Origin of the sequence: Vibrio albus (assembly GCF_003144035.1) — a bacterium.
In the GTDB taxonomy this organism is placed as follows: Bacteria; Pseudomonadota; Gammaproteobacteria; order Enterobacterales; family Vibrionaceae; genus Vibrio; species Vibrio albus.
Map to the genome: position 1 here is coordinate 616,642 of NZ_QFWT01000001.1, position 23,056 is coordinate 639,697.

The 23,056-nt window shown below is 44.1% G+C and carries 23 protein-coding genes; 4 read left to right on the forward strand and 19 right to left on the reverse strand.

Annotated elements, in window-relative coordinates:
• Positions 1-71 precede the first annotated feature (71 nt).
• The 3 genes from DI392_RS02775 to DI392_RS02785 all read left to right on the forward strand — a co-directional run bounded on the left by DI392_RS02775 (position 72) and on the right by DI392_RS02785 (position 2,915).
• Positions 72-380, forward strand: coding sequence for a YebG family protein (locus tag DI392_RS02775; RefSeq protein WP_109318360.1), 309 nt, complete (start codon positions 72-74; stop codon positions 378-380).
• 268 nt (positions 381-648) lie between these two features.
• Positions 649-1,680 (forward strand): 2,3,4,5-tetrahydropyridine-2,6-dicarboxylate N-succinyltransferase, encoded by a 1,032-nt coding sequence (gene dapD, locus DI392_RS02780; protein ID WP_109318361.1) that lies wholly within the window; start codon positions 649-651, stop codon positions 1,678-1,680.
• Between the two features lie 236 nt (positions 1,681-1,916).
• Positions 1,917-2,915 (forward strand): substrate-binding domain-containing protein, encoded by a 999-nt coding sequence (locus tag DI392_RS02785; RefSeq protein WP_109318362.1) that lies wholly within the window; start codon positions 1,917-1,919, stop codon positions 2,913-2,915.
• A gap of 43 nt (positions 2,916-2,958) precedes the next feature.
• On the opposite strand, the gene galM is transcribed toward DI392_RS02785, so the two are convergent.
• From galM to galE, 3 genes are all read right to left on the reverse strand, one after another.
• Positions 2,959-4,014, reverse strand: a complete 1,056-nt coding sequence (gene galM, locus DI392_RS02790; protein ID WP_109318363.1) for a galactose-1-epimerase — start codon at positions 4,012-4,014, stop codon at positions 2,959-2,961.
• A gap of 202 nt (positions 4,015-4,216) precedes the next feature.
• Positions 4,217-5,275 carry a UDP-glucose--hexose-1-phosphate uridylyltransferase gene (locus DI392_RS02795; protein ID WP_109318364.1) on the reverse strand — a complete coding sequence of 353 codons (1,059 nt, stop codon included), beginning with the start codon at positions 5,273-5,275 and terminating at the stop codon, positions 4,217-4,219.
• A 71-nt stretch (positions 5,276-5,346) separates the two neighbouring features.
• Positions 5,347-6,360 carry a UDP-glucose 4-epimerase GalE gene (galE, locus tag DI392_RS02800; RefSeq protein ID WP_109318365.1) on the reverse strand — a complete coding sequence of 338 codons (1,014 nt, stop codon included), beginning with the start codon at positions 6,358-6,360 and terminating at the stop codon, positions 5,347-5,349.
• Positions 6,361-7,043: 683 nt separating this feature from the next.
• Between galE and DI392_RS02805 the strand changes: the two genes are divergently transcribed.
• The gene (locus tag DI392_RS02805; protein WP_245883906.1) at positions 7,044-8,198 is read left to right on the forward strand and encodes an HD-GYP domain-containing protein; all 1,155 of its coding nucleotides are present in this window, start codon (positions 7,044-7,046) and stop codon (positions 8,196-8,198) included.
• 261 nt (positions 8,199-8,459) lie between these two features.
• Here DI392_RS02805 and DI392_RS02810 read toward each other — a convergent pair whose 3' ends face one another.
• The 16 genes from DI392_RS02810 to DI392_RS02885 form a co-directional block, all read right to left on the reverse strand.
• Complete coding sequence (locus tag DI392_RS02810; RefSeq protein WP_109318366.1) at positions 8,460-9,122, reverse strand: OmpA family protein; 663 nt, start codon at positions 9,120-9,122, stop codon at positions 8,460-8,462.
• A gap of 40 nt (positions 9,123-9,162) precedes the next feature.
• A complete protein-coding gene (locus tag DI392_RS02815; RefSeq protein ID WP_109318367.1) occupies positions 9,163-10,593 on the reverse strand; it encodes a TadE/TadG family type IV pilus assembly protein in 1,431 nt (476 codons plus the stop codon).
• Positions 10,594-10,595: 2 nt separating this feature from the next.
• On the reverse strand, positions 10,596-11,150 hold the full coding sequence (tadF, locus tag DI392_RS02820; RefSeq protein ID WP_109318368.1) for a tight adherence pilus pseudopilin TadF: 555 nt from the start codon (positions 11,148-11,150) through the stop codon (positions 10,596-10,598).
• Entirely contained in the window at positions 11,119-11,631 is a 513-nt protein-coding gene (locus DI392_RS02825; protein WP_109318369.1) for a TadE/TadG family type IV pilus assembly protein, read from the reverse strand. The genes tadF and DI392_RS02825 overlap by 32 nt, the downstream gene beginning before the upstream one ends.
• Positions 11,615-12,655 (reverse strand): tetratricopeptide repeat protein, encoded by a 1,041-nt coding sequence (locus DI392_RS02830; RefSeq protein WP_109318370.1) that lies wholly within the window; start codon positions 12,653-12,655, stop codon positions 11,615-11,617. The genes DI392_RS02825 and DI392_RS02830 overlap by 17 nt, the downstream gene beginning before the upstream one ends.
• Positions 12,655-13,554 (reverse strand): type II secretion system F family protein, encoded by a 900-nt coding sequence (locus DI392_RS02835; RefSeq protein ID WP_109318371.1) that lies wholly within the window; start codon positions 13,552-13,554, stop codon positions 12,655-12,657. Before DI392_RS02835 ends, DI392_RS02830 begins: the two co-directional genes overlap by 1 nt.
• Positions 13,554-14,474: a type II secretion system F family protein gene (locus tag DI392_RS02840; RefSeq protein ID WP_109318372.1), complete on the reverse strand. Its 921-nt coding sequence runs from the start codon at positions 14,472-14,474 to the stop codon at positions 13,554-13,556. Before DI392_RS02840 ends, DI392_RS02835 begins: the two co-directional genes overlap by 1 nt.
• 13 nt (positions 14,475-14,487) lie before the next feature.
• Positions 14,488-15,768 (reverse strand): TadA family conjugal transfer-associated ATPase, encoded by a 1,281-nt coding sequence (locus tag DI392_RS02845; RefSeq protein ID WP_109318373.1) that lies wholly within the window; start codon positions 15,766-15,768, stop codon positions 14,488-14,490.
• A 93-nt stretch (positions 15,769-15,861) separates the two neighbouring features.
• Positions 15,862-17,094 carry a CpaE/TadZ family protein gene (locus DI392_RS02850; protein WP_109318374.1) on the reverse strand — a complete coding sequence of 411 codons (1,233 nt, stop codon included), beginning with the start codon at positions 17,092-17,094 and terminating at the stop codon, positions 15,862-15,864.
• Positions 17,095-17,595, reverse strand: a complete 501-nt coding sequence (locus tag DI392_RS02855; protein WP_109318375.1) for a hypothetical protein — start codon at positions 17,593-17,595, stop codon at positions 17,095-17,097.
• On the reverse strand, positions 17,592-18,962 hold the full coding sequence (locus tag DI392_RS02860; RefSeq protein WP_109318376.1) for a type II and III secretion system protein family protein: 1,371 nt from the start codon (positions 18,960-18,962) through the stop codon (positions 17,592-17,594). The genes DI392_RS02855 and DI392_RS02860 overlap by 4 nt, the downstream gene beginning before the upstream one ends.
• 19 nt (positions 18,963-18,981) lie before the next feature.
• Positions 18,982-19,785: a Flp pilus assembly protein CpaB gene (gene cpaB, locus DI392_RS02865; protein ID WP_109318377.1), complete on the reverse strand. Its 804-nt coding sequence runs from the start codon at positions 19,783-19,785 to the stop codon at positions 18,982-18,984.
• A 7-nt stretch (positions 19,786-19,792) separates the two neighbouring features.
• Complete coding sequence (locus tag DI392_RS02870) at positions 19,793-20,215, reverse strand: A24 family peptidase (protein ID WP_342749700.1); 423 nt, start codon at positions 20,213-20,215, stop codon at positions 19,793-19,795.
• 49 nt (positions 20,216-20,264) lie between these two features.
• Positions 20,265-20,477: a Flp family type IVb pilin gene (locus DI392_RS02875; protein ID WP_109318379.1), complete on the reverse strand. Its 213-nt coding sequence runs from the start codon at positions 20,475-20,477 to the stop codon at positions 20,265-20,267.
• A 451-nt stretch (positions 20,478-20,928) separates the two neighbouring features.
• A complete protein-coding gene (locus DI392_RS02880) occupies positions 20,929-21,588 on the reverse strand; it encodes an OmpA family protein (RefSeq protein ID WP_109318380.1) in 660 nt (219 codons plus the stop codon).
• A complete protein-coding gene (locus DI392_RS02885) occupies positions 21,588-23,054 on the reverse strand; it encodes a TadE/TadG family type IV pilus assembly protein (protein WP_109318381.1) in 1,467 nt (488 codons plus the stop codon). Before DI392_RS02885 ends, DI392_RS02880 begins: the two co-directional genes overlap by 1 nt.
• Positions 23,055-23,056: the final 2 nt, after the last annotated feature.

A 23,056-nucleotide genomic window follows, 5' to 3' on the forward strand; every position in this document is an offset into this window, starting at 1 on the left:
CCAGGCTGGACTTCAAAAGCCATAACCTGTATAAACACACAGTAATTTTCAATAACGTTTGAGGAATAACCATGGCTGTAATCGTCAAGTACGTGGTAGAGCGCAACGGAGAAGAAAAGATGACTTTTACCTCTAAGGCTGAAGCCGACGCTTATGACAAAATGCTGGATATGGCAGATGATCTGTTTTCCCTGCTAAGTAACAGTGAGCTGATCGAAGAAGAAGAAAAACGGGAAGAACTATCCCTCTACCTTGCTCAGCATAAAGAAGATGTCCTTGTCGCACTGGGAGCAAAACGTAAACCGGCTCCGAAAAAACCAAAACAGCCAAAAGCGGTTGAAGCCTCTGAAGAAGAATCCAGCCAGGAAGATGCCGCTTAATCGGCACCGTCTGGCACAACGCAGCCCACGGGTTGCGTTTTTTATTATCAGAAAGTTTCTTATTAAAGGAATGTATCGCCAAAAAGACAAGGCATATCGGTTTGCGGACTTTCTTACTTTCAGCACTTTCATCTTTTCCCGCAGCTCTTTATGATTCACCTAACAGTTTTTGAGAACAACTATCAGTCAGATATCATCTTGTATGATTCCTGAAACAGGGGCATCTACATAAGTCTGATTGTTCACTAAATACGGAGATACACAGACAATGGCATACTTCTCTCTTGCATTCGGCAGCGCAACAAAAAACCTTGATGGCAAAATCATCGAAGCATTCTTTCCAAACCCGGTCCTGAATCCAAGTGACGCGTTGGTTAATGCTCTGGCTCAGGTTAGTGGTTATGAAAGCGGTAACCAGTTTATCGAGATCACTCCGGCTCAAAGTGCTGAACTTGCAACAGCTTTCGCTGCAAATGCAGACGCAGCAAACGCTTCTTTTGCTGAAAAAGCGGCTAACTCAGAACAACCTCTGGTACTGGTTATTCTGGAAACCGATGAACAACCTCAGTCAGTGGCAGAAGGCTTCCTGAAACTACAACTTATCTCTAACCGCCTGGTTAAACCTCACGGTACGGTTCTGGACGGTATTTTCGGTCTGCTGCACAACATTGCATGGACTAACGAAGGCCCTATCGACCTGCCTGAACTGGCGGACCGTCAGATCGAAGCCCGTCTGGCTGGCCGCGCTCTGACTGTCGATTGTGTCGATAAATTCCCTAAAATGGTGGATTACGTGGTGCCGACTGGAGTTCGCATCGCTGATACCTCTCGTGTACGTCTTGGCGCGCACGTTGGTGAAGGTACGACTGTTATGCATGAAGGCTTCATCAACTTCAACGCGGGTACAACTGGTGTGAGCATGGTTGAAGGCCGTATCTCTGCAGGTGTTGTCGTCGGTGACGGCTCTGATATCGGCGGTGGCGCTTCTATCATGGGTACACTTTCAGGCGGCGGTAAAGTTGTTGTCTCTATCGGTGAAAACAGCCTGCTGGGTGCTAATGCTGGTCTTGGCTTCCCTCTGGGTGACCGTTGTACTATCGAATCTGGCCTGTATGTGACTGCGGGTTCAAAAGTACGCATGCTGGACTCTGAAGGTAAAGAAGTAGAATACGCAAAAGCGCGTGATCTGGCTGGTAAGCCAGACCTTCTGTTCCGTCGTAACTCGATGACTGGTCAGATTGAATGTCTGACTAACAAATCAGCAGTAGAACTGAACAGCGAACTGCACAGCAACAACTAATCCGTTGCTAACACGGTTTGTCACACTATAAGCCAGTGTCATCTGACACTGGCTTTTTTTATCCGACAACCTTTATATCAAAGTCATCCTTCTTCAAAGGTATAACGTTTACACTAATACAAATTAATTAAAAACAATAAATTATAGATATAACTATCGTTTTGAAACCTTATTCGTTGCTCTGTTTACAATAGACAGCGATAATAGCCAGCCTGACGAACAACAATCCAATCATTATGGCGACTATAAAAGATGTAGCAAAAGAAGCTGGCGTGTCGGTGGCCACCGTTTCTCGTGTAATCAATAACTCTCCGAAAGCAAGTGCCGTATCCATTGAGGCCGTCAAGCAGGCAATGGCTAAACTTGGCTATCGTCCCAATGCCAATGCCCGTGCTCTGGTGAGTCAAAGTACACAGACCGTTGGCGTATTGGTCGGTGATGTTTCTGACCCGTTTTTTGGTACTCTGGTGAAAGCCGCCGATAAAGTCGCACATACTCATGGTAAGCATCTGTTAGTGTGTAATGGTTACCATCACGCAGAACAGGAAAAAGCCGCTATCGAGCTGTTGATTAACAGTCGTTGTGAGTCCTTAATTATCCATTCAAAAGCCCTGTCCGATCAGGAGCTGATCCAATACGCCAATGAAGTCAAAGGCATGGTATTAATCAACCGTCATATACCCGAACTGGCAGACCGTTGCATTTCTCTTGATAACCATAAGGGCTCTTATCTGGCAACGGAATTCCTGATCCGTCACGGACATACGAAGATTGCCCACATTGCTTCATCACACGATATTGAGGATGCAGAGGAACGAATCGAAGGCTACCGGGCTGCCATGCGTGATAACGGTCTTGAGCCCTCCAGCAATTGCATAGAATATGGGGAACCGGATAGCGAAGGGGGTGAACAGGCTACAAGAAACCTTCTGACTAAGTCTGTCGACTTTACCGCAGTGGTTGCCTATAACGACTATATGGCAGTGGGAGCCCTTTCTGTATTTGAAGAAAACGGAGTTCAGGTTCCGCAACAAGTGTCTATGGTGGGGTTTGATGACGGGATGCTGGCCAAATATGTTCATCCGAAGCTCACCACCATTCGCTACCCGATTGAACTGATGGCTGAAAAAGCAACCACACTGGCGCTTATGCTGGCGAAAGGGGAAAAACCAGAAGTCGAATCCAACCGCTTTTCTCCGACAATAGTCAGAAGAATGTCGGTAGAAAAGCGATAAGATTGGCCTGAGGAAAGGAGCACCAGGCCAGAGTCAGAGGGCGTTAATACTCAAATAAATACGTGGTCTCAAACCGGTACTCATCACCCGGTTGCAGAATACAGCTCTCCTGTGACCACTCAGGGTGATTGGGTGAATCCGGCAGGAACTGGGTTTCCAGAGCGACCCCCGCATAATCGATATATTTCCCCCCGCTACGGTTTGTCTCGCCGCCCAACCAGTTCCCGGTATATAACTGAAGCGCCGGTTTATCTGTGAATACTTTCATCGTAATCTCGTTGTCCGGGGAGATGACGGTTGCAGCGCATTTCCCTTCTTTACATTCCGCATTCAGTAAATAAGCATGATCATAGCCTTTTACTTTTTGCTGCTGTTCATCTTTAAGCAAATCCTGCCCGATGGTTTTAAGGTGTCGAAAATCAAACCCCGTACCCTCTACTGACGCCAGCTCACCAAGAGGAATTCCCACTTCGGTGATCGGCAGATACTGGTCTGCATTAATCTGCAGGGTATGACCTTTACAGCAAATACCGGACTCTGGAGCTATCAGGTTGAAATAGGCATGATTAGTCAAGTTGACCGGTGTCGGTTTCGTCGTCGTCGCGTGATAACTGATCACGATGCGATTATCCGCCGTTAACCGGTACGTGACGAACGCTTTTACTTCCCCCGGAAAACCCTGATCGCCATCCTCAGACAACAAGCCGAAGCAGACAAAATCGTCACCTTGCGCTTCTATGTCCCACCGCCGCTTATCAAATCCCTCAGCGCCACCATGCAATGTATTTCCGGCCTGATTGGTGCTTAACTGATATACCTGCCCTTCTATTTCGAATTTTCCTGCCTGAATGCGATTGGCATACCGGCCAATGGTTGCACCGATATAACTACCAAGTTTTTGATAGTCCGACATGGTCGAAATGCCTAGCATGACCTCACGCTTTTCCTCTTTTAAGGGAATAATACAGCTCAGCCAGGTTGCTCCAATATCCATAAAAGTAACGGACATTCCGGCCAGATTATGTAATGTAACGAGTTTTGCCGGGCTGCCATCATAAGCATCCTCAGCCGTCATTGTTTCCCTAAGCGTCTCCGACATAACTGCATCCTTAAAAATTCTGATTTATTAATTTTTACAATAGCAATTCGGAGCCAGGAGTCTTTGACAGTGATCCCGAATTTATGACAACTCAAATCTATTCGAAGTAAATACACAATAAAAAATGCCCGTCTCAGCGGCTGGAGGCCAAAACGGGCAAAAAGGCTTAATTTTTTCTTCGCAAAATCATGCTGGTATGTATCTACCGGGTATGTTCCTTATAATGAACATCACTTAAATCACGTAGTCGTTGTGCGGCTTGCTCAGCGGTCAGATCCCGCTGAGACTCCGCTAACATTTCGTACCCCACCATAAACTTACGGACGGTTGCACTGCGTAATAGTGGCGGATAAAACAGAGCATGTAGCTGCCAGTGTTCCACTTCCGTCCCTTCTTCAAAGAAAGGTGCGTAATGCCATCCCATGGAGTATGGGAAGGAACACTTGAACAGGTTGTCATAGCGACTGGTCAGCTTTTTGATCGCCACCGCCAGATCATCACGCTGTGCATCAGTGAGCTCATTCATACGGCGGATATGGGCTTTTGGAAGCAACATGGTTTCAAATGGCCAGGCTGCCCAGTACGGTACAACGGCTATCCAGTGTTCCGTTTCCACAACGGTACGCGAGCCGTCTTTCAGTTCCGCTTCAACGTAGTCCACCAAAAGGTTCGAACCATATTGTTCGTAATACTCCTTCAGGTGCTTTTCTTTACGTTCAATTTCATTCGGAAGGAAACTGTTCGCCCAGATCTGGCCATGTGGATGAGGCTGAGAGCAACCCATTGTCTCACCCTTGTTTTCAAAAGCCTGAACCCACACATAGTCTTTGCCCAGCTCTTCTATTTGCTCATTCCAGGTATCAATAACCCCGCGAATTTTCTCAACCGGCAGCTCCGGAAGCGTCTTGCTGTGATCCGGAGAAAAACAGATAACCCGGCTCAGACCACGAACACCCTGAGTTTTGAATAGTGGATTATCTGATTCCGGTGCATCAGGAGAGTCTGTCATTAACGCAGCAAAATCATTATTAAAAACGTAAGTGCCTTGATAGTCTGGGTTCTTATCACCGGACACCCGGGTATTGCCAGCACATAGAAAACACTTGTCATCATAAGCCGGTAACTCGGCAACCGATGGTTTTTCATCCTGTCCGCTCCACGGACGCTTAGCCCGATGCGGAGAGACAAGAATCCACTGACCAGTCAGAGGGTTATAACGACGATGTGGATGATCCACTGGGTTAAATTCAATCTTTGACATACTCTTCTCTGTATATTTACGGCTTTACATCAACAGCAGTAATGATTCATGAACCGTCACTGCTATCTATGTTATTTATAGCCTTCGGGGTTTTTGGACTGCCAGTTCCAGGTGTCTGCTGTCATTTCTGCAATAGTCCGGGTTGCCTTCCAGCCCAGATCTTTTTCAGCTTTCGCTGTGCTGGCCCAACACTCGGCAATATCACCAGGACGACGAGGGCAGATTTCGTAAGACACGGGTTTACCGCAGGCTTCACCAAATGCCTCAACCATTTCCAACACACTTGAACCATTACCTGTACCCAGGTTATAGATATGCAGGCCCTCTTTCTGACCTACTGCATTTAATGCAGCAATATGACCATCCGCCAGATCCATCACGTGGATATAGTCACGGACACCGGTACCGTCAGGGGTAGAATAATCGTCACCGAACACAGACAACTTTTCACGACGGCCAACGGCGACCTGAGCAATAAATGGCATCAGATTGTTTGGAATGCCCTGAGGGTCTTCCCCCATAGTGCCTGAAGGATGAGCACCAACAGGGTTAAAGTAACGCAGCAGAGTGATACTCCAGTCAGGCTGAGCCTTGTAGAAGTCGGAGAAACACTCTTCCACCATATACTTACTGCGCCCATATGGGTTCGTTGTCGCACCAACCGGAGAACTTTCGGTAATAGGAACCACTTCCGGATCCCCATAAACGGTTGCAGACGAACTAAAGACAATGCTTTTCACTCCGGCTTTACGCATGGCACGAACCAGCACCAGAGAACCATTCACATTGTTATCATAATATTCCAGTGGCTTACTCACTGATTCACCCACGGCTTTTAATCCGGCAAAATGGATGACGGCCTGAATATCATGTTCACTGAACACTTTATCCAGAAAGGCCTCGTCACGAACATCTCCCTGATAAAAAGTCGGACGAACCCCTGTCAGAGCTTCAATACGATCCAGCACCATTAACTTACTGTTGCATAGGTTATCGATAATAATCGGCTCCATATTTGCTTTTATCATCTGAACACAAGTATGACTTCCGATATATCCCATTCCACCAGTTACTAACACTTTCACTATTTGCCTCTCTTTACGCTTTCCTGCGCAGGTAAGAATAAATCTACAGCTTCACACTATTCTCTGTAGATGTTGATTTGAAGTTTATCAGTGTAGTGGCAGCCGATGCTGTGATCAAACTCTCATAGTGGTAACGTTTACACAAACTATTACATTTAAAGAAAGATAAGCCAGGACAGAACTAAACCTCTTCCAGAGATCTAATAAATCAACCTGTTACACAGTACGTTATATTGATTAATCTTGGATTAAGCTATCGATACCCAACCGAATTCGAATCGAAAAACATCGCACCATAATGATAACGTTTACAAAAAAGAAAGAAATCATGGCTATTCACTGAAAAAGTCATGGTGATAAATCAGGGGAAAAATCGTTAATCATGGACAAGCCTGTGTCACTGACTTGATACCAGGCTGGCTCTTCTAATAATAATTGTTCATAAAATATACAGGTAAGGTGGTTTTTTATTATTAAAACAGAGCATAAACCGGCACTTTATGAATGTTTTCCGCTAGTTAGTATCCTATTGAATCAGCTTATCTTTTATTGTTGAAAACTGGTAAAAAAAAGCGTTTCGGTACTAAACTTAAGAGTAGACGTGTATATCTCGTGATATTTGCATTAGTTTGCGCTGGTAGTTTTAAAAGGCTCGCAGTGCCAGTTTGATACGGAAGGTCAGCATGCGTACATACACCCGTAACCCAACCCCGATGCATTCTCATCCAAATCAGCTGGATTCTTTGCACCACGAATTGGTAGATTTGCATCGGCGCGTAAGAACGAAAGTTCCCCATGTCGACAGAATTGCTTATGTTCAGTATGACCCACATGACGGACTTTTAAAAACTTATGCTGAAAGTAATATCGGCGTAGAGTCATTTTGTCATCATGAATACCCGCTTAAATCCTGTCCAACATTGTCTGACATTGCAGACAAAGGCACAACGCGGGTTATTGACAATATCCCTGCGACATTAACCCCTACCAATAAGCACTCCAGATGGTTGATAGCGAATGATTTTCGATCATCTTTTACTGTGCCTATCTATAACTTTCAACAGTTTATGGGGTTTGTCTTTTTCAATTCCCATAAAAAAAATCTTTTTACAGAATTGGTACAGAAAGAACTTATCCCATTTTGCGATTTAATCAGCTTTCTGGTGAATGCCGAATATTCACTGCTGCACGCCATTATCGCTTCTGCGGATCTGACTAAAGAGCTGTCGTCCGGCTATAAAAAAGAGTCCTGTGAACATATGGAGCGTATTAGCCGTTATGCAAAACTGATCTCAAAAGAAGTGGCAGAGCTTTATCAACTGGATGATGAGGTGATTGAAAACATTCACTTATTCTCCCGACTGCACGATATCGGTAAAGCCTCAATGCCGAATGAACTGCTGCTGAAGCCCGATGCACTAAAAGCAAATGAAAGAGAAAAAATGAAGTGCCATGTGAAAGAAGGGTTGGCGATTGTAGACAGAATTATTGAAAACCTGGGTGCACCTCAGCATCCGAGTATAGACCTGCTTAAAAGTATTATTTCCTGTCATCAGGAATTTCTTGATGGCTCCGGGTATCCGAATGGCCTCTCTCACTCAGAAATTCCTGTTCCGGCACGCATCATTACCGTTGCCAACGTATTTGATGCGCTAACCAGCCACAGGCCTTACAAGCAAGCTTGTTCGGTTGCTGCTGCACTGCTGGAGCTGGAAAAAATGGTTTATAGCGGGAAACTGGACGAAAATTGCGTCTCTGCATTGCGGAATCATCAGGAATACCTTGGGGAGGTAATTAGAAAATACCCTGAACATGACCCATGCAGTAACGTACATTAAACGTCTGACTTAGGCATAAAGCAAGTAATAAGGCTTAGGGAAAACAAAAGCTCACTGGCTGGCACACCAGCTTGTGAGCTTTTTCTTTGCAGAGTGACTTATACCAACACCAGCAATCATCTAATCATTCTTGCTGGTTAAAATCTTTCATAGCTGCGTTAGAATTCTTGTAATTAGAACCACTAGTTACTGCAAATTCTGCCTTGCTCTAAGCGATTTTTCCTGCGCAATTTTCTGATAATTTAATCACAGGTATTGGTATTACTCACTAATCATATCGACCCGGCGATTTTGTCTGCGTCCCTCAGCGGTTTTATTACTGGCGATAGGGTGCCCCTCACCACGGGAAACCGCCACCATATCATCTGTGCTTACGCCTTTTTCTGCCAGGTAGGCTTTCACCGCTTCCGAGCGTTTCAACCCCAGAGTAAAGTTATACGCCTTAGTTCCGATGCTGTCCGTATGACCTTCCAGAATCAGTTCTGATGAATCTTGTTTCAGTTTATCGGCCACGGACTGCAGAATATAGCGAGAGTCTTTGCTCAGGTGATATTTATCAAAATCAAAAAACACTCTGGCAATCACATTGCCTTGTTCATAGCCCTGAAGCCGCCCTTTAGAAAGCAGATATTCCGAACAATCACGGCTTACCCCCATTCGAACGGCTTCCTGAGACACCAGATCCAGCGTCGCCTGATAAGTACTGTCAGACTCCACCAGATAAAAAGAACCGCTTTTCAGGTTTACCTGTGTGCTCTGTCCTATTACCACGCTCTCTTCTGTCGATACCTCTTTCTTCGCACAGTAATAATTAAGAGCACGGTTTACTTGCCCGCTTTCCTGCTCCCCGGCATAAACGGCCCCAGCCAGTGACGATGCAACAACGAACGCAAGTACCGGAATAACCTTTATATTTAATATCATCAATTTTATTCCTGTTTGTTTTTATTTAATTTACCGGCACTTATTTTAAATGGCCGATTTCTTCTACTATTAATTGGAGGATACGGGTACGGATTTCTTCGAAACTTCCTGCCTGATAAACATTTTCAGCTCCGGCACAAAGTGTAAGCCCAACATTATCATTGATATCATAGTCATACCCAAATCCGATTACGGCTATTTTAGCTTCTATTTCATCAGTTGCTTCTAAGCCATCTATTATTTTGTCACACATGTTATAGGGACTACTGTATAATGTCTCAGCTATTTTTTCCGACTCTCCATCATCACCACCATATATTGGGCCGAAATCATCCCCATCAGATAAAACAATTATCAATTTTTTATCATTTGGTTTAGCTTTAATGACTTGCGCAGCTTTAATTACTCCCTGAAAGGAAGCGGTATACCCGCCAGGATAGAAATCAGATATGTTATTCCATACACTTGTTATTAAAGAATCAGTACTTTCTTCCTCAGGAATGACCATATGAAAATCTTCACGCTCATTATAACACTCTCCCGTATAATCCCATAAACCAGATATGGTCTCAGGGTAATCAACTGAAGTATATTCTATAGAAGTTTCCGAACAATAATGACGTCTACAATATTTTTCTTTTCTTATTTCATACTTATACCTTAAATAATCACAATCTACATCATATTCCTTCTGCATAAAATTATTATAAGGCACAAATGAAGCTGTATTTCTATTATTAGTATTAGATGATAGTTTATTATTGTATTTATCAAGAGTTCCTAATACTGACTTTATCACACCAAGTACGCCTTTATATTTCTTAGCCTTACACTCACCATCATCAAAATAAGAGTCAAAGTCAGAGTAATATGAGCATGGTTTATCCTTCGTATTGATCGTCCATGAAATCCTCATAGACCCAGAAAAGTCTGCAACAAATACCACATCAACCGTTTCATTCTGATACTTTCGAGCGGTCGATTGAGATGCAACATTAAAGCTGTCACCTAAAGAGACGTCACCACTAAACCAGCTACTATGTTTTGTTTTTGCATCTACGGTATACTGAAAAAACAGTGGGTCTGAACTATCTCCATCGTACGAGCACGCAGGACCAGATGAAGTATTACACTCCATTCTTTCTATATTGATCTCAGCGATATCGTCCATATCTGTCATATATTGACCGATGTATGCCTTGGCTATTCTCTTATTGACATTACTCCCCGTCCCTACAATGCTTTCCTCATTGTCGCCTCCAGAGGCCGAAGAGTCATCAGGTTCCTTATTCTCATCATTATGAGCTGCAATGGCTAAACTTGCGGCCTCCAGCGCATCATCCAAGCGGGCTCTGTCCTGCATGGCTCTGGCACCATCAGTACCCAGCACAAAAACCCCAAACAGTACTGGTATCATCATCACGAACAAAATGGCCGCATGCCCATGCTGTCTTTTAAATAAATTAACCATTATCAGCGCCCTATCATTACCGAGCCGGACTGGACAGTAGTAAAACCGTTACCCAGTAAACCGGCTACCAGGTTATCGGTTTCATAGCAAAGGGTGACCCGGTATACAGAGCTATCACGCCCCCAGGAGGTGACAACACTGAGTTTTGTATTATCATTACTTTCCAAATCGTTCAGAGTCTTCGATACATTACATTCCGACCCTCTTGCGTAATGCTGATACCCACTGTCGTTGGTCATCTCTTCAACAAACATCGAGAATTTACTATCATCAAACTGCCCCATGGTTCTGTTCAATGAATTTTTCCCCACATCATAAAGTAAATCGATATCATCAGACTCCAGCGTATAATCTTCTTTGGCGTACAACTGGGTTCGCTCTTTGGCAATATTAACCAGAGAATAAGAAAGGCGATCTAATTTCCCTTTTACCGAAATCTTAATAATAAGATCGGCACTAAACATCAGCAGTACACCAAAAAATAGTCCGACAAATGAAAACTCAATGGAGAAAGTTCCTTTCTGCCTAGCCATTAAAATTGAATTCATTCCTTTCATATTCCTGAATCACTATGACTTCTCGGGAAAAGACGGTTTTATCATCTAGAAAATAGGAAAACATACTGTTGTAATCATATTCGATATGATAAATCGCTATGGCTTTATCTTCCCCGGTTTCACCTTCAGCGCCACAAACTATTTCCCCATCTTCGTTTGTTGTACAAACATCAATTGTATTTCTTAGTTCAGAAAGATCGTCCAGATACCTAACCCCGATCTTAAAGCTATTTTTATTAACCAAAGCGCTTAATAGTGAATCATTACTTTCAACTATTGTTTTAAAGGTGGATATATAATTATCGGTATCCTTTTTTGCTATTCTTGAGGCTTTGGCTATTGCATAATCCCCAACAGATGAAACATAAGACATATATCCCATCTCAATCCAGGCGGCCATCATTAACCAGAAGGCAAAAAAACCAAGAGCAAACTCAATAGCAGCCACACCCCGCTGACGAAATTTAGTTGCCCGCTTCATCTCTTTCACCGGTTTCGTTTAATTCACTTTCTTCAATATTTTCCGATAGATCTGGATTTTTCCTGGCTTCTTGCTGAATATACTCTTCCAGCATCAATGCGAGTGTGTTTTCACTGTCGATTAAAACCGGATTTTCTTCTTCCGGTACTTCCTCTGGTTCTGAACTGTCCTTTGGCTCTATTGATACAACCGGAATGGATACAACCGGATCGGTTTTCTGTTCGGTAACCTGACTGACAGGACTTTCTTTCTGGTGAAGGCGGCCTGATATAATATTGTCAGAGACCTTAAGACCAATAAATACACTCCGTATTTCATCGCTGGTGTAATCCTGTTTTTTCAGAATATCTTCTACCGCCGAATAATTCCCCAGTTTCGCATAAGCCAGAACTAAATTAGCGGTAATTTTATTATCTGCCAGCCCTTTCTGATATAAAGGCTGTAACTTTTCTACCGCAGCCTGATAATTCTCTTCAATCAAGTCGAGAACGGCGAGGTTGTTTTTGACAATCACATCATCATAATAGTGCTGCCTTGCCCGGTTGAAATACTCTCTGGCCCTGGCGAAATCGCCTAGCTCTGCCTGGATAAGCCCCATCAGGTTTTCAGCCTCAGGATACACCTGTTCACGCGCCATGGCCTGTTTGACTAAATCGGCTGCGTTGGCTGGCCGGCCCTGTTCTAGCAGTACTTTTGCCTGCAAAAAACTCACTTTAGCCTGTAAGGTATCATCCGGCTTGTCTGGGTCTGGTTGCTGCTTCTGCAGCAGATCCAAGTGAAAGCCAGCCGACTCATAATCCTTGTCAGCCAGGTAAGCTTCTATCAGCTTTAGCCTTATTTCCTGACTGTCCCCCTCTTTGAGCTTGTTCTTATATAACTGAATCAGTTGTGTACTGCTTCCGGTCTTCAACAGCATCTCTTCTTTAGACTCAAAAGCAGACTGACTCACCTGTTCTTTCTGACTTGAAGACGTCGTTGCACATCCCGTTAACAATGCCAGTGACAATAAAACCATTTTCCGCATCAGTTCATCATCCTCATCACACCCGGTGCTGCGATCAGAATAACTATCGGGATCATAATAAACAGAATCAACGGGATAGACATCTTGGCTGATAACTTACCGATTTTCTCTTCCACTCCCAGCATCTGCACTTCACGAATATCAACAGCCAGAGTAGTCAGTACAGTATAGATGGAAGAACCATACTGAAGACTTTGAGTCAGTGTCATCACAAAACTGCGTACTTCCGTCGTCGGAACGCGCTTATAAAGCTCATCCAACGCCCGCTCCAGCCCGACAATTTGTGCTCGTTCATTAGTACGCTTAAGCATATAAGCCAAATCCCGGTCAAAACCGACCATCTCTTGAGTCAGATATCCCATCGCGGCTTCTATGGTCATACCGGTCTGTACACATACTCCCATCAAATCCAGTAAATATGGCAGATGGTTAGAGATTTTCTTCTGCAGACGTTTCTTTCGGGCAGCCAGATACATATCCGGCAATAAAATCACCACAAGCAGCCATAGTGCCAGAAGTGGCAGCAGATCCAACATTGAGCGTTCAAGCTTAATTCCGACGACGCCAATCACAATTAAACCCACAATCATCACAATATATTTTGCAGGCATCAGCAGGTAGGCAAAACGGGTATCGTATAAACCGGCCGCGATCAGTTTATCGCTCACATCAATATCAGAAGCCGCAAATAAATCAGTGAGATACTTACCAACCACTTCAAACCGTTTGGTCTGAGCATCACCCGTTGCGTCACCGACAACAAATCGCTTTATGGTCCTCTTTCGGCGATACTGCTCTGCAAACACATACACAAAGATGGCAAAACTGATTAGCAGGGTAAACAAAGACACCAGAACCGGTATATTCCCCTGCTGAAGTAACATCAGAATATTCTGCATTATTCGACTCCTTTCATCAGAGCCCAGATAATGCTGATACCGATAAACTCACTACCCAGTACATAATAGAGAATCGGTCGCCCTTCCGGCTCAAACATCACAAACTCGTAGTTATCCGGTGTGATGTACTGCATCAGAATAAGAAAAACAAATGGAATAGCGGCGACTATTTTAGCCGACATGCGCGCTTCAGCCGTTAATGCGTATTTTTTCTTATCGATAGCCCTGGCATCAAACATCAAACGATTAAGCCGTGTCATCACATCTTTCAACTGCCCCCCCCGGCTCATATTGGCTCTCAGGGTAATGACAAAGAAATAAAATGATGAATAAGGAAAACGCTTACAGGCCCGTTTAAAAACTTCATCCGCAGTGTCCCCCATTTGCAGACGCTGTCCCATCGACTTAAACTCAGCACCAACGTCACCATCCAGAGTGTTACCAACGTAAATAATCGCATGCATGATACTTTCACCGGATGACACTGCGCTGGCCAGTATATTCAGGGCATCAGGAAAGGCCTCTTCAAATCGCTTACGTTCTCTTTTCTGCAACCAGCTATAACCAAAGTAAAATCCGGCCAGAAGCACAACAGTCATAACGATATAGATATTGCCACGAACGAATCTCTGGTTAACCTCCAGGCCGATAAAGAAAAGAACCCCAATAAACAGCACAACCTTAATCGCAGCAAAGCGGCCTATCTGTTTACCCAGATTATCTTTTCGGTCCATTAACCTTTGCCAGCGGCTACGCTCTATTAGCGTCCCGAAATTCACCGCCTGATCATCACCGGTCATGGAGTGAACTTGTACGGTTTTATTATATTCTTCCAGATAGTCATGCTGTTTGGTTTTGCTCAACAGAGCTATCAGGGTTAATAAAAGACCGCCTGCAAATAAAGAGATATACATGATCATGCGCTATGCCTTGTTACTGTCCTCTTGCCTGGAATAATGAATTAAGCTGGTCACCCAATCCGAAAAACTGAGCTTTTTCCACCAGAACTGAACGCTTCATCAGACCGGCGGTAATAAAGTTACCTTCTACTTTTTCAGCCCCCGGCCGTACCAGTTCCGGCTTAAACCGGAAAATTTCTTCCATCACCACACTGGATCCTTCCAGACCCACCACTTCTGTAATGCTCATCACTTTACGGCTACCATCGTGTAAGCGGCTGATCTGGATGATAAGATCCACTGCACTGACAATAGTCCGTCGAATGGCCTCCAACGGCAGGTTGCTGGTCGCCATCATCACCATAGCTTCAACACGGGATAGTGCATCCCGGGGCGTGTTGGCGTGCAGGGTTGACATTGAACCATCGTGACCTGTATTCATGGCCTGTAGCATTTCAAATGCCTCACTCCCCCGACACTCACCAACAATGATTCGGTCAGGCCTCATACGCAGGGAGTTAATAACCAACTCCCGCTGGTGTATCGCCCCGGTATTTTCAATCCCGGCAGTCCGGGTTTCCAGCCGTACAACATGGGGCTGGAGCAGCCTTAGCTCCGCAGCATCCTCAATGGTGACAATACGTTCTTTATCAGAGATAAATTGCGACAATGCATTGAGCATGGTGGTTTTACCTGAGCCCGTACCACCGGAAATCAGAATATTCAGACGGCAGCGTGAGGCGATCATTAACAACTGAGCCATTTCCGGACTCATCGCACCAAACTCAACTAATTTAGTAAAATCAATCGACTGCTTCTTAAATTTACGGATTGAGATAGAAGTGCCATCTATCGCAATGGGCGGAATAACAATATTAACGCGGCTACCATCAGCAAGACGCGCATCACACAACGGCATGGAGTCATCGACCCTACGTCCGACCCGACTGGCAATACGCTTGGCAATTTCCAGCACCTGAGCTTCATCAACAAAGTTGACTTTGACCTTTTCCACCAAGCCGCCCCGCTCAACAAACACATTTTCATGCCCGTTGATCATAATATCGGTAATCGACTCGTCTTCCATTAATGGCTGTAAAGGCCCCAGCCCCTGCAGCTCATCCACCAGACTTTTGACATACTCATTGCGTAACAGAACGGGAACGGGCAGAGACTCTTTTTCTACCAGCATATCAACCGCTTTCGATAGCTGTTGTGCCAGTTGTTCAGAACTCAGGCGGTTAATCGCTTCAGGATCCAGTGCATCAAAAATCTGACGTCTCAGTTTGATGTATGTCTGTTTTGCATCACTCATAATTACGGCTACCTATGCTTGGTTTACGACAACTCACTTCCGTAAATTATTTCGCAAGATAGCAATCTCTATCTGCACGAAAAAAGCCTAAACTTATTTACGGGAGAAAAGGCGAAAGCCTTTTTTCGGCTCATCTTCACCAACAATAAGGGAAGCCAAACTATGTAGCGCTTTAGATGCTTTGCCTTTTTGCTGGCTGATTCGTTTAGTGTCCAGAATCATAGCATCTAGTTTTTTTATATAAGGGATAACTACATCAACTTTTTGATGTAAATACTTTTCAGCTTCGGCGAAAGTGACCGTTGCTGCACTTTGCGGCATGGTGTAATTCATCACCAGCAACAGACGTAGTTGTGAATCTGATGATTTTACCTCCATTAACTGCTGCTTTATTCTTGCCGCTTCCCTGAGCCCCGAAACTGTTGGGGGGAAGACAAGAATGACACTGTCGGAAATATCGACTATTTCATCCTGAGAAAAGGTCTGCCGCACTACCGACGAGATATCGTCAACAATAAAGTTTACATCAACGGCAACCTGATCAATCACTGCTTTGGTATATTCTTTAATGTCACGGTTTTCCATCCCTGCCGAGGTCAGAGAAAGCACCGATAACATTTTAGTATGCTTAGTCAGCAAGCTTTGGGCGGAGGTGTTATCCAGAGTCGAGGCGAAAGAGCCTGGACGCAAATCCCGTTTCTCAAATTGCTTCATGCCCATCATGATATCAACGTTCCCGCCCTGATAATCATGATCAACAAGTACGCATGAGGAACGTTTATCTTCCGATAACAGGTATGCTATCTCCGCACTGATAAATGTTGTGCCTGTTCCGCCTTTACACCCCAGGATGCTCACTTGCTTAGCTTTGCGCTTTTGGCCCAAGCCGCGATTACGATGACGGTTTTCATGTACGCTGATAACAAACTCTATCAGGTCATGTTTGGTAATAGGCCAGAACAGATAGTAAAAACCCATCTGCTTCAGATTACGTATGGTTGAAATGGCATCTTCACTGCCGATCACAATCACAGAAGCATTATTTGGTAAAAGGTGCCCTATTCTCTCCGCATCTGCGGTGACATTCTGGCTCTCATTGAGCTCAATAATGACAATCTCTATATTTTCATGTCGTACGTGTTCTTTGATCTGCTCATCACCATTTGGTAACAGAACCGGCGTCACCAAACCTTCGAAACGATACGCCTCTTTAACCAAAGACCGGCACTGCTCTGTCTGGAAAAAAAGTACTGAGGTTATTTCCTGCTGTTGTTCTGCCTCAGTGTCATCGGCACCTTTCTTTAGGATATCTACTAAGTCAAACACTTAATCACCACCCCTTAACATCTTTTCCGGATTAACCATCGACTGCCAGCGAGCCCCGTCGGAATAGCAGCCAACTTCATTATGACCGTAATTACCTACTTTCTCGTAATCACACACCTTAACCACGGCACGATTAACCATCGTTTCAAACTTCAGGTCAAAAGGTTTCTCATCCGTTACGTGTCGGCCTTTCGTCACACTGAGTTTATATTTATCAACCCCCTGCCCGAGCAGATACTGGTAATAATTGTCCGCCAGCTTCTTACCATCGCGGCTATACCAGATCAGGCTAACCATCTGAGTCGTCACTTTATCCCAGTGGCTTCGAGCGTATTGGTCTAGCTGTTCACGGGCTTTTTCCTGGTTACCTTTTTTAATACTCACACCAAGAGAGTAAGTTACCGGTACAACCTGAATTTCAGCCCCTTCCCTTTCCGCAATATGCTCAGCACAACCACTTAACAGACCAGCAATGAAAATAGCCGTTATTATCTTTTTCATTGTTTAAAGCCCCCGCTTGCCAGAACCTTGTTCGCCCACATGCCTTTTGCTTTATCGTAAGAGCTATCCAAAGCAAAGAAACGTTGCAATGTGTGCGTTTTTTCCATGGTTGGTAACTGAACCTGAGACGGATGAACCGGCTGCACTAAGTTAACCGTGGCAACAATAATCAGTTCTGTTTTTGTGCGGTTAGTTTCGGTATGGCGGAATAACGAACCAAGAATAGGCACATCACCAATAAACGGAATACGTTGTAATGATTCCCTGTCTTCCGTATTCAGCAGCCCCCCAAGAATGAAACTCTGGCCATCTCCCAATTCTACCGTTGTTCTTGCCCGTCTGGTTTTCAGGGCAGGTAAATCATAGCTTCCACTGGTATAAGTATTGTCCAGAGCACTCACTTCCGGCATCAGAGACAGTTTTATCTTGTCATCTCTCAAAACTTTCGCCATCAGCTCAAGACGCACACCATACTCTCGATAAGCCACATTGGTGCCGCCATCCATCACAGTGACAACCGGTATTTCTCCCCCCGCCAGGAAACTGGCCGTTTCGCCTGATATAACGGAAAGATTTGGTTCGGCAAGAACCTGACCAACATTATCGTTACCGATAGCGGTAATCACAGAAATAATATCGTCGGCACTGAAACGGGTCAGTTGATCAACAAATATTCCGCTGGAATAGCCTGCACTGCCAAGGTCGATGCCCAGCTCTTCGATAAATGAATGAGTCACTTCAGCAATAGAAAGCTTCACGTTAACCTGTTTGGTCGCGATCACTTCGATATTGTTGACCAGACCTTTGAACTTATATTTACGCATAAAGTCCATTTCATGGCTGCCTTCACCAATATCCCATTCAACACTCTTTACCTCAGCGTCTTTACCCATCAGCTCACCCACCAGATTATAGATATCTTCTTTTTCCTGATCGGTCGCCACCGTTCCACTCAGAACAGCCTGATCACCAAGGTTGTAGATCTCCACATCCACATCGGGAAAACGCAGCTGAATCTGCTGTTGAATATGTACCAGACTTTTATTGACGATTAACTTACGGGAAATCAGCGTCTTTCCGTCTTCATCGAAAATCATCAGTGAGGTATTACCCAGCTTTTTACCGAAAAACACCACTTTGTGCTTTTCCACTACCTGATAATCCGCAACTGAAGGATCAGAGATAAATACAGACCCTATATCAGCGCTGACACTGATGGTCTGAGCGTCTCCCTCGGAAAGATTGACAATTTTTGCCGCCCATCCCCATGGACTGGCCAACAGCAAAGAAAAAAGAAGAAGAATAGGTAGAGCCACTGTTGTTCTAACACGTTGAGGTATTTGACCTTGTATAGGTTGTGCATCCATACCATGTCCCTGTTTATTGTTATTTTATACTTGTCGCACCAGCACGAAATTCTTTGATTGCCTGGTAACCAGGAATCACATCCCCCGAATTTGCCCTAAGCCGCTTCGCCTCTACTGCTCCAAGAGACTTATGGACTTCCAACTGAGCAATTTTTTTAGCAATGATCAACTTCGCTAACTGTTCCTGACTCAACTCCAGCACCATGGTGACATCGGTATCCACTTCTTTTGACGTCACTTTTTCAACTTCTGTTGGAATATAGCTCTGAACCTGTAATACCTTTATAGCCATTAAGATAGGGGAAAGAGACACTGACTGAAGTCCCCTTACCGTATTTTCACTGGCCATATTCTGGCTCACCGACGATAGCGCAACAATATCCACCAGACTGCCCTGAGTAATCACCCCCCCGATGATGGTTTCCGGTTCGACCTTAACCGCATAAGGTACCATCCCCTGGGAAACCGTCAGTTCAACATAAGCCGGATCATCAGGATGAATAAAATCACGGTTGGTGATCCATTGCCCTGGTTCCAGTTCTTCTCCGGCGACCATTCCTTTCACAAACTCAATGTTTGTATCGTTAACCAAACCATGTTGATTGGCTTCAGACTCTGATACCAGTCTGGTTTCCAGATCCCGGTTTGTCACTACCTGCCCGGGCTGTAATGTGTTTTTTGTTAACCAGATCCGCAGTTGCTTAGGTGCTTCTGCTAATTTTTCCTGTGGTTTTTCCGTATTCTGAACCAAATTTCCGGACAGACCATATAAACCCGCGCCCATGGCGATGACAGCGACAGGCAGCAACACTTTTAAATTCATATCCACCTCATGAAAGCGAGGCTAAAATCCCCAGCCAACAACCAAGCGCAATAGATATTCCGTAAGGCACTGTTGTATCGTTATTTTTTGTAACCAGCTTTGCATACAGCAGCGTCGCGATTGCGACAATACCGCCGCTAAATGCAATCATAAGAAAAGTAAACAGGTGGTAGGCCGGGTCGATAGCAGGAACAAGTACTGCTAATAATTTGACATCTCCGGCACCAAACACGCCTAGCCACCATAAAAGAAACCCAATACCGAATACCGGTATGGCATACAGCCACTGACTTAACACATCCGCCTGATAGCAGTACACCAGAACCATCAGTGATGTAACCATCACTAAAGCGTTAGAAATTATTCTGTAACGTAAATCAGAATAGATAACTAACAGCATTAGTAATGAAAAAAGAATTAGCCACACCACAATAAACTTATTTGTATTAGGTTATGATACTAGTACAGCAGAAAATGAATTAACCCGCACTGGCAATTTTGCTAGTAATTGTACCCATGGCACTGTTTAGGGCACCACCAAGAGTATTCTCACCAGTGGTGGCAAAAGCAGCACCAACAATCGTCGCAACCGCCACACCAATAATCGCGTATTCAATTGCCGTCACACCACGTTGATCCTTTTTAAAATCTTCCAGTGCAAGCCTAGCCTTAACGTAAGTTGAAAGAAGCATTTTGTTCACTCCATCTAATTATTTAACATTATGATTTAATTTTTTAATTTTCCTGACAAAGATAAAAATATACCGGTCAGAATGCATGGCGAGATTAGCATAAATTTTTCATATGAAAAAAGTTGACTCAGAGCCTTAGACGGTTTTCAGGTCAAAACCAAACACCAATAAAACAAAAACAAAACAAATGCTTAACAAATAGGTTAACAAAATTAAAAAGAGATCCACATCACAGTATAAATTGCGTGCCACATAATATATTGATTAATAAGAGCTATTACACTAATCCAGAAAAATTTATTATGTGCAGATTTGGAGAAAGAAAATTAGCAAAGAGGAAATATATGATTTTATTCATGATTCTCATTGTTGTGCAGTAAATTAGTCTTACTTGTAAGACCTTTGGTTATTTTTTGTCATTCAAAAAATAAGGGGCCAAAGCCCCCTTATTTTAGTCAACTGATACCATATCTACCCGACGGTTTTTCCTCCGTCCTTCTCTGTTTGCATTACTGGCAACCGGTTCATTTTCACCTTTAGACACTGTGGTCAATGTCTGCGGATCAATCCCTTTATCAATCAGATACGCTTTAACGGATTCAGAACGCTTCAGCCCCAGAGTCATATTATAACTTTTCGTACCAATGCTATCGGTATGTCCTTCCAGGATTAAGTTAGATGGTCGTGTTTGCAGCTTTTCAATCAAAGACTGAAGAATATATCTGGCATCCTGCTTCAGATTAAAGCGGTCAAAATCAAAAAAGACTCTGGCCAGAATCTCACCCTGTTTATACCCCTGGATCTGACCTTTAGACAGCAGATATTCGGCACATTCGGTGCTGACACCAGCACCAATAATATCCTTAGCAACAAGATCAATCGTCGCCTGATAAGCACTTGGTGAAGAGATGAGATAGAAAGGCCCGCTCGCCAGATTAACCTGAGTCGCATCACCGATAACAATGCTTTCTTCATAAGAAACATCTTTATTGGCACAATAATATTGCAGTGCCCGGTTAACATCCCGACTCTCTTCAGTGGCAGAAACAGATAACCCGGCTGTTGATGCCACTAATACCATAATTCCGTATAGTAAGTTTCTTGTTTTCATTATATTCCTGCCTCTATTAAGTGTCCGACTTCTTCTGTGATTAACTTCAGTATGATCGCTAAAATATCACCTGTATTTTGAGCCTGGTAGGTGTTATCCGTTCCAACACAATTAACCAGTGCCTCATTGGTGGATACATCATAATCAAAACCAATCAAGACAATCTTGGAACTCACCTGATAGTTCTTACTGGTTACCTGAGCATCCAGTGTATCGGTTATAGTGGTACACATCCCGGCATTAACCAGAGAGGTGGTTATTGCTGGATAATTATCCATTCCATCCGATAATATAATCAGTAACCGTCTTGGGTTATCCCCATCTGCTGCAATCTGCGCCCCCCGGATAAGCCCTTCATAAGAAGACGTCCCCCAGTCTGGATAAAACGCGGCTATCTGGTTATTGAATGCATTAAAACGTGAGGTGTCTCCAGGAGGAGCCGTCGCATCGCCAGCAGTCAGCGCTATATCATAAAAATAAGCGCCATTTTCATCAAAAAACAGTTTATCCGAACCAGATGCTCCGTCTCCTGCCCAGATGGTTTTCTCATCACAGGTTGTTTTTACATCAAAAATAGCGCCTACCGTATCTGAAGCACTATTATTAATATATTGATTATATTGACATAAATCTGCCTGGGCTCCAGGTTCTGGTACGTAATAAGTCGCATACCAGCCAGCATCATACCCACTGACAGTATATGGATTATCCGTACAATCTCCTGTTATATAGGGATTATCCGTACACCCTCCGGCAGGATCCGAAGTTATTGAACTTCGGTCAGCTAACTGTTGCGTCACCGAATTAAAGCCGACATAACCCACCGTACTGTCATCCAGATTCTTCAGGCCGTTGTACTGAGAAACATAATCGGTCACATCTTCAATAACATCCTTAAGATCCAAGTATTTAGCCTGTGTGCCGCCAGTCCAGTCATCATTCATGGTGTCAGAAAAATCTGAAATAAACACAATATCAATCGCCTGGTTCTGATACTTTCTGGCCGCACCTGTTGACTTCACATCATAGCTATCACCAAAGGTATTATCGTCTTTAAAGATGGTTTCATGAGTTGTGGACGCCTCAACCGTGTACTCAAAATATCTGGGATCGTCGTCATTCTCCGGTGCAACTTCAGATTTAGTGATGTCCGGATCGACGGTACCTTGCATACCCTGCATATATTCTGTTATATAAGCCGTCGCAATTTCCTTGTTCCTCACCCATCCCTTATACGCTTCAGAGGATTCATCAGCAGTAGAATCATTCGGATTATTTTCGGCGGCTAATGCCAAACTCGCAATCTCCAGTGCATCATCTAAACGCGCTTCGTTCTGCATCATTCTGGCACCATCAATAGCGATACTAAACAGACTAAACATAATCGGAGCCACTAGCACAAAAATAATTGCGGCATGACCTTTTTGTCTGAAGCGACCTATTTTCAAATCTGTCCTTATTTTCATGT

What these genes read in the sequence shown, in the direction of transcription:
- DI392_RS02835 (WP_109318371.1), bottom strand. Translation starts at nt 13,554, where the DNA reads ATGCAGAATATTCTGATGTTACTTCAGCAGGGGAATATACCGGTTCTG.
- DI392_RS02805 (WP_245883906.1), top strand. Translation starts at nt 7,044, where the DNA reads ATGCGTACATACACCCGTAACCCAACCCCGATGCATTCTCATCCAAAT.
- DI392_RS02815 (WP_109318367.1), bottom strand. Translation starts at nt 10,593, where the DNA reads ATGGTTAATTTATTTAAAAGACAGCATGGGCATGCGGCCATTTTGTTC.
- DI392_RS02775 (WP_109318360.1), top strand. Translation starts at nt 72, where the DNA reads ATGGCTGTAATCGTCAAGTACGTGGTAGAGCGCAACGGAGAAGAAAAG.
- DI392_RS02855 (WP_109318375.1), bottom strand. Translation starts at nt 17,595, where the DNA reads ATGAAAAAGATAATAACGGCTATTTTCATTGCTGGTCTGTTAAGTGGT.
- DI392_RS02830 (WP_109318370.1), bottom strand. Translation starts at nt 12,655, where the DNA reads ATGCGGAAAATGGTTTTATTGTCACTGGCATTGTTAACGGGATGTGCA.
- DI392_RS02875 (WP_109318379.1), bottom strand. Translation starts at nt 20,477, where the DNA reads ATGCTTCTTTCAACTTACGTTAAGGCTAGGCTTGCACTGGAAGATTTT.
- DI392_RS02880 (WP_109318380.1), bottom strand. Translation starts at nt 21,588, where the DNA reads ATGAAAACAAGAAACTTACTATACGGAATTATGGTATTAGTGGCATCA.
- DI392_RS02845 (WP_109318373.1), bottom strand. Translation starts at nt 15,768, where the DNA reads ATGAGTGATGCAAAACAGACATACATCAAACTGAGACGTCAGATTTTT.
- DI392_RS02795 (WP_109318364.1), bottom strand. Translation starts at nt 5,275, where the DNA reads ATGTCAAAGATTGAATTTAACCCAGTGGATCATCCACATCGTCGTTAT.
- cpaB (WP_109318377.1), bottom strand. Translation starts at nt 19,785, where the DNA reads ATGAATTTAAAAGTGTTGCTGCCTGTCGCTGTCATCGCCATGGGCGCG.
- DI392_RS02785 (WP_109318362.1), top strand. Translation starts at nt 1,917, where the DNA reads ATGGCGACTATAAAAGATGTAGCAAAAGAAGCTGGCGTGTCGGTGGCC.
- DI392_RS02810 (WP_109318366.1), bottom strand. Translation starts at nt 9,122, where the DNA reads ATGATATTAAATATAAAGGTTATTCCGGTACTTGCGTTCGTTGTTGCA.
- DI392_RS02840 (WP_109318372.1), bottom strand. Translation starts at nt 14,474, where the DNA reads ATGATCATGTATATCTCTTTATTTGCAGGCGGTCTTTTATTAACCCTG.
- DI392_RS02825 (WP_109318369.1), bottom strand. Translation starts at nt 11,631, where the DNA reads ATGAAGCGGGCAACTAAATTTCGTCAGCGGGGTGTGGCTGCTATTGAG.
- DI392_RS02860 (WP_109318376.1), bottom strand. Translation starts at nt 18,962, where the DNA reads ATGGATGCACAACCTATACAAGGTCAAATACCTCAACGTGTTAGAACA.
- tadF (WP_109318368.1), bottom strand. Translation starts at nt 11,150, where the DNA reads ATGAAAGGAATGAATTCAATTTTAATGGCTAGGCAGAAAGGAACTTTC.
- galM (WP_109318363.1), bottom strand. Translation starts at nt 4,014, where the DNA reads ATGTCGGAGACGCTTAGGGAAACAATGACGGCTGAGGATGCTTATGAT.
- dapD (WP_109318361.1), top strand. Translation starts at nt 649, where the DNA reads ATGGCATACTTCTCTCTTGCATTCGGCAGCGCAACAAAAAACCTTGAT.
- DI392_RS02885 (WP_109318381.1), bottom strand. Translation starts at nt 23,054, where the DNA reads ATGAAAATAAGGACAGATTTGAAAATAGGTCGCTTCAGACAAAAAGGT.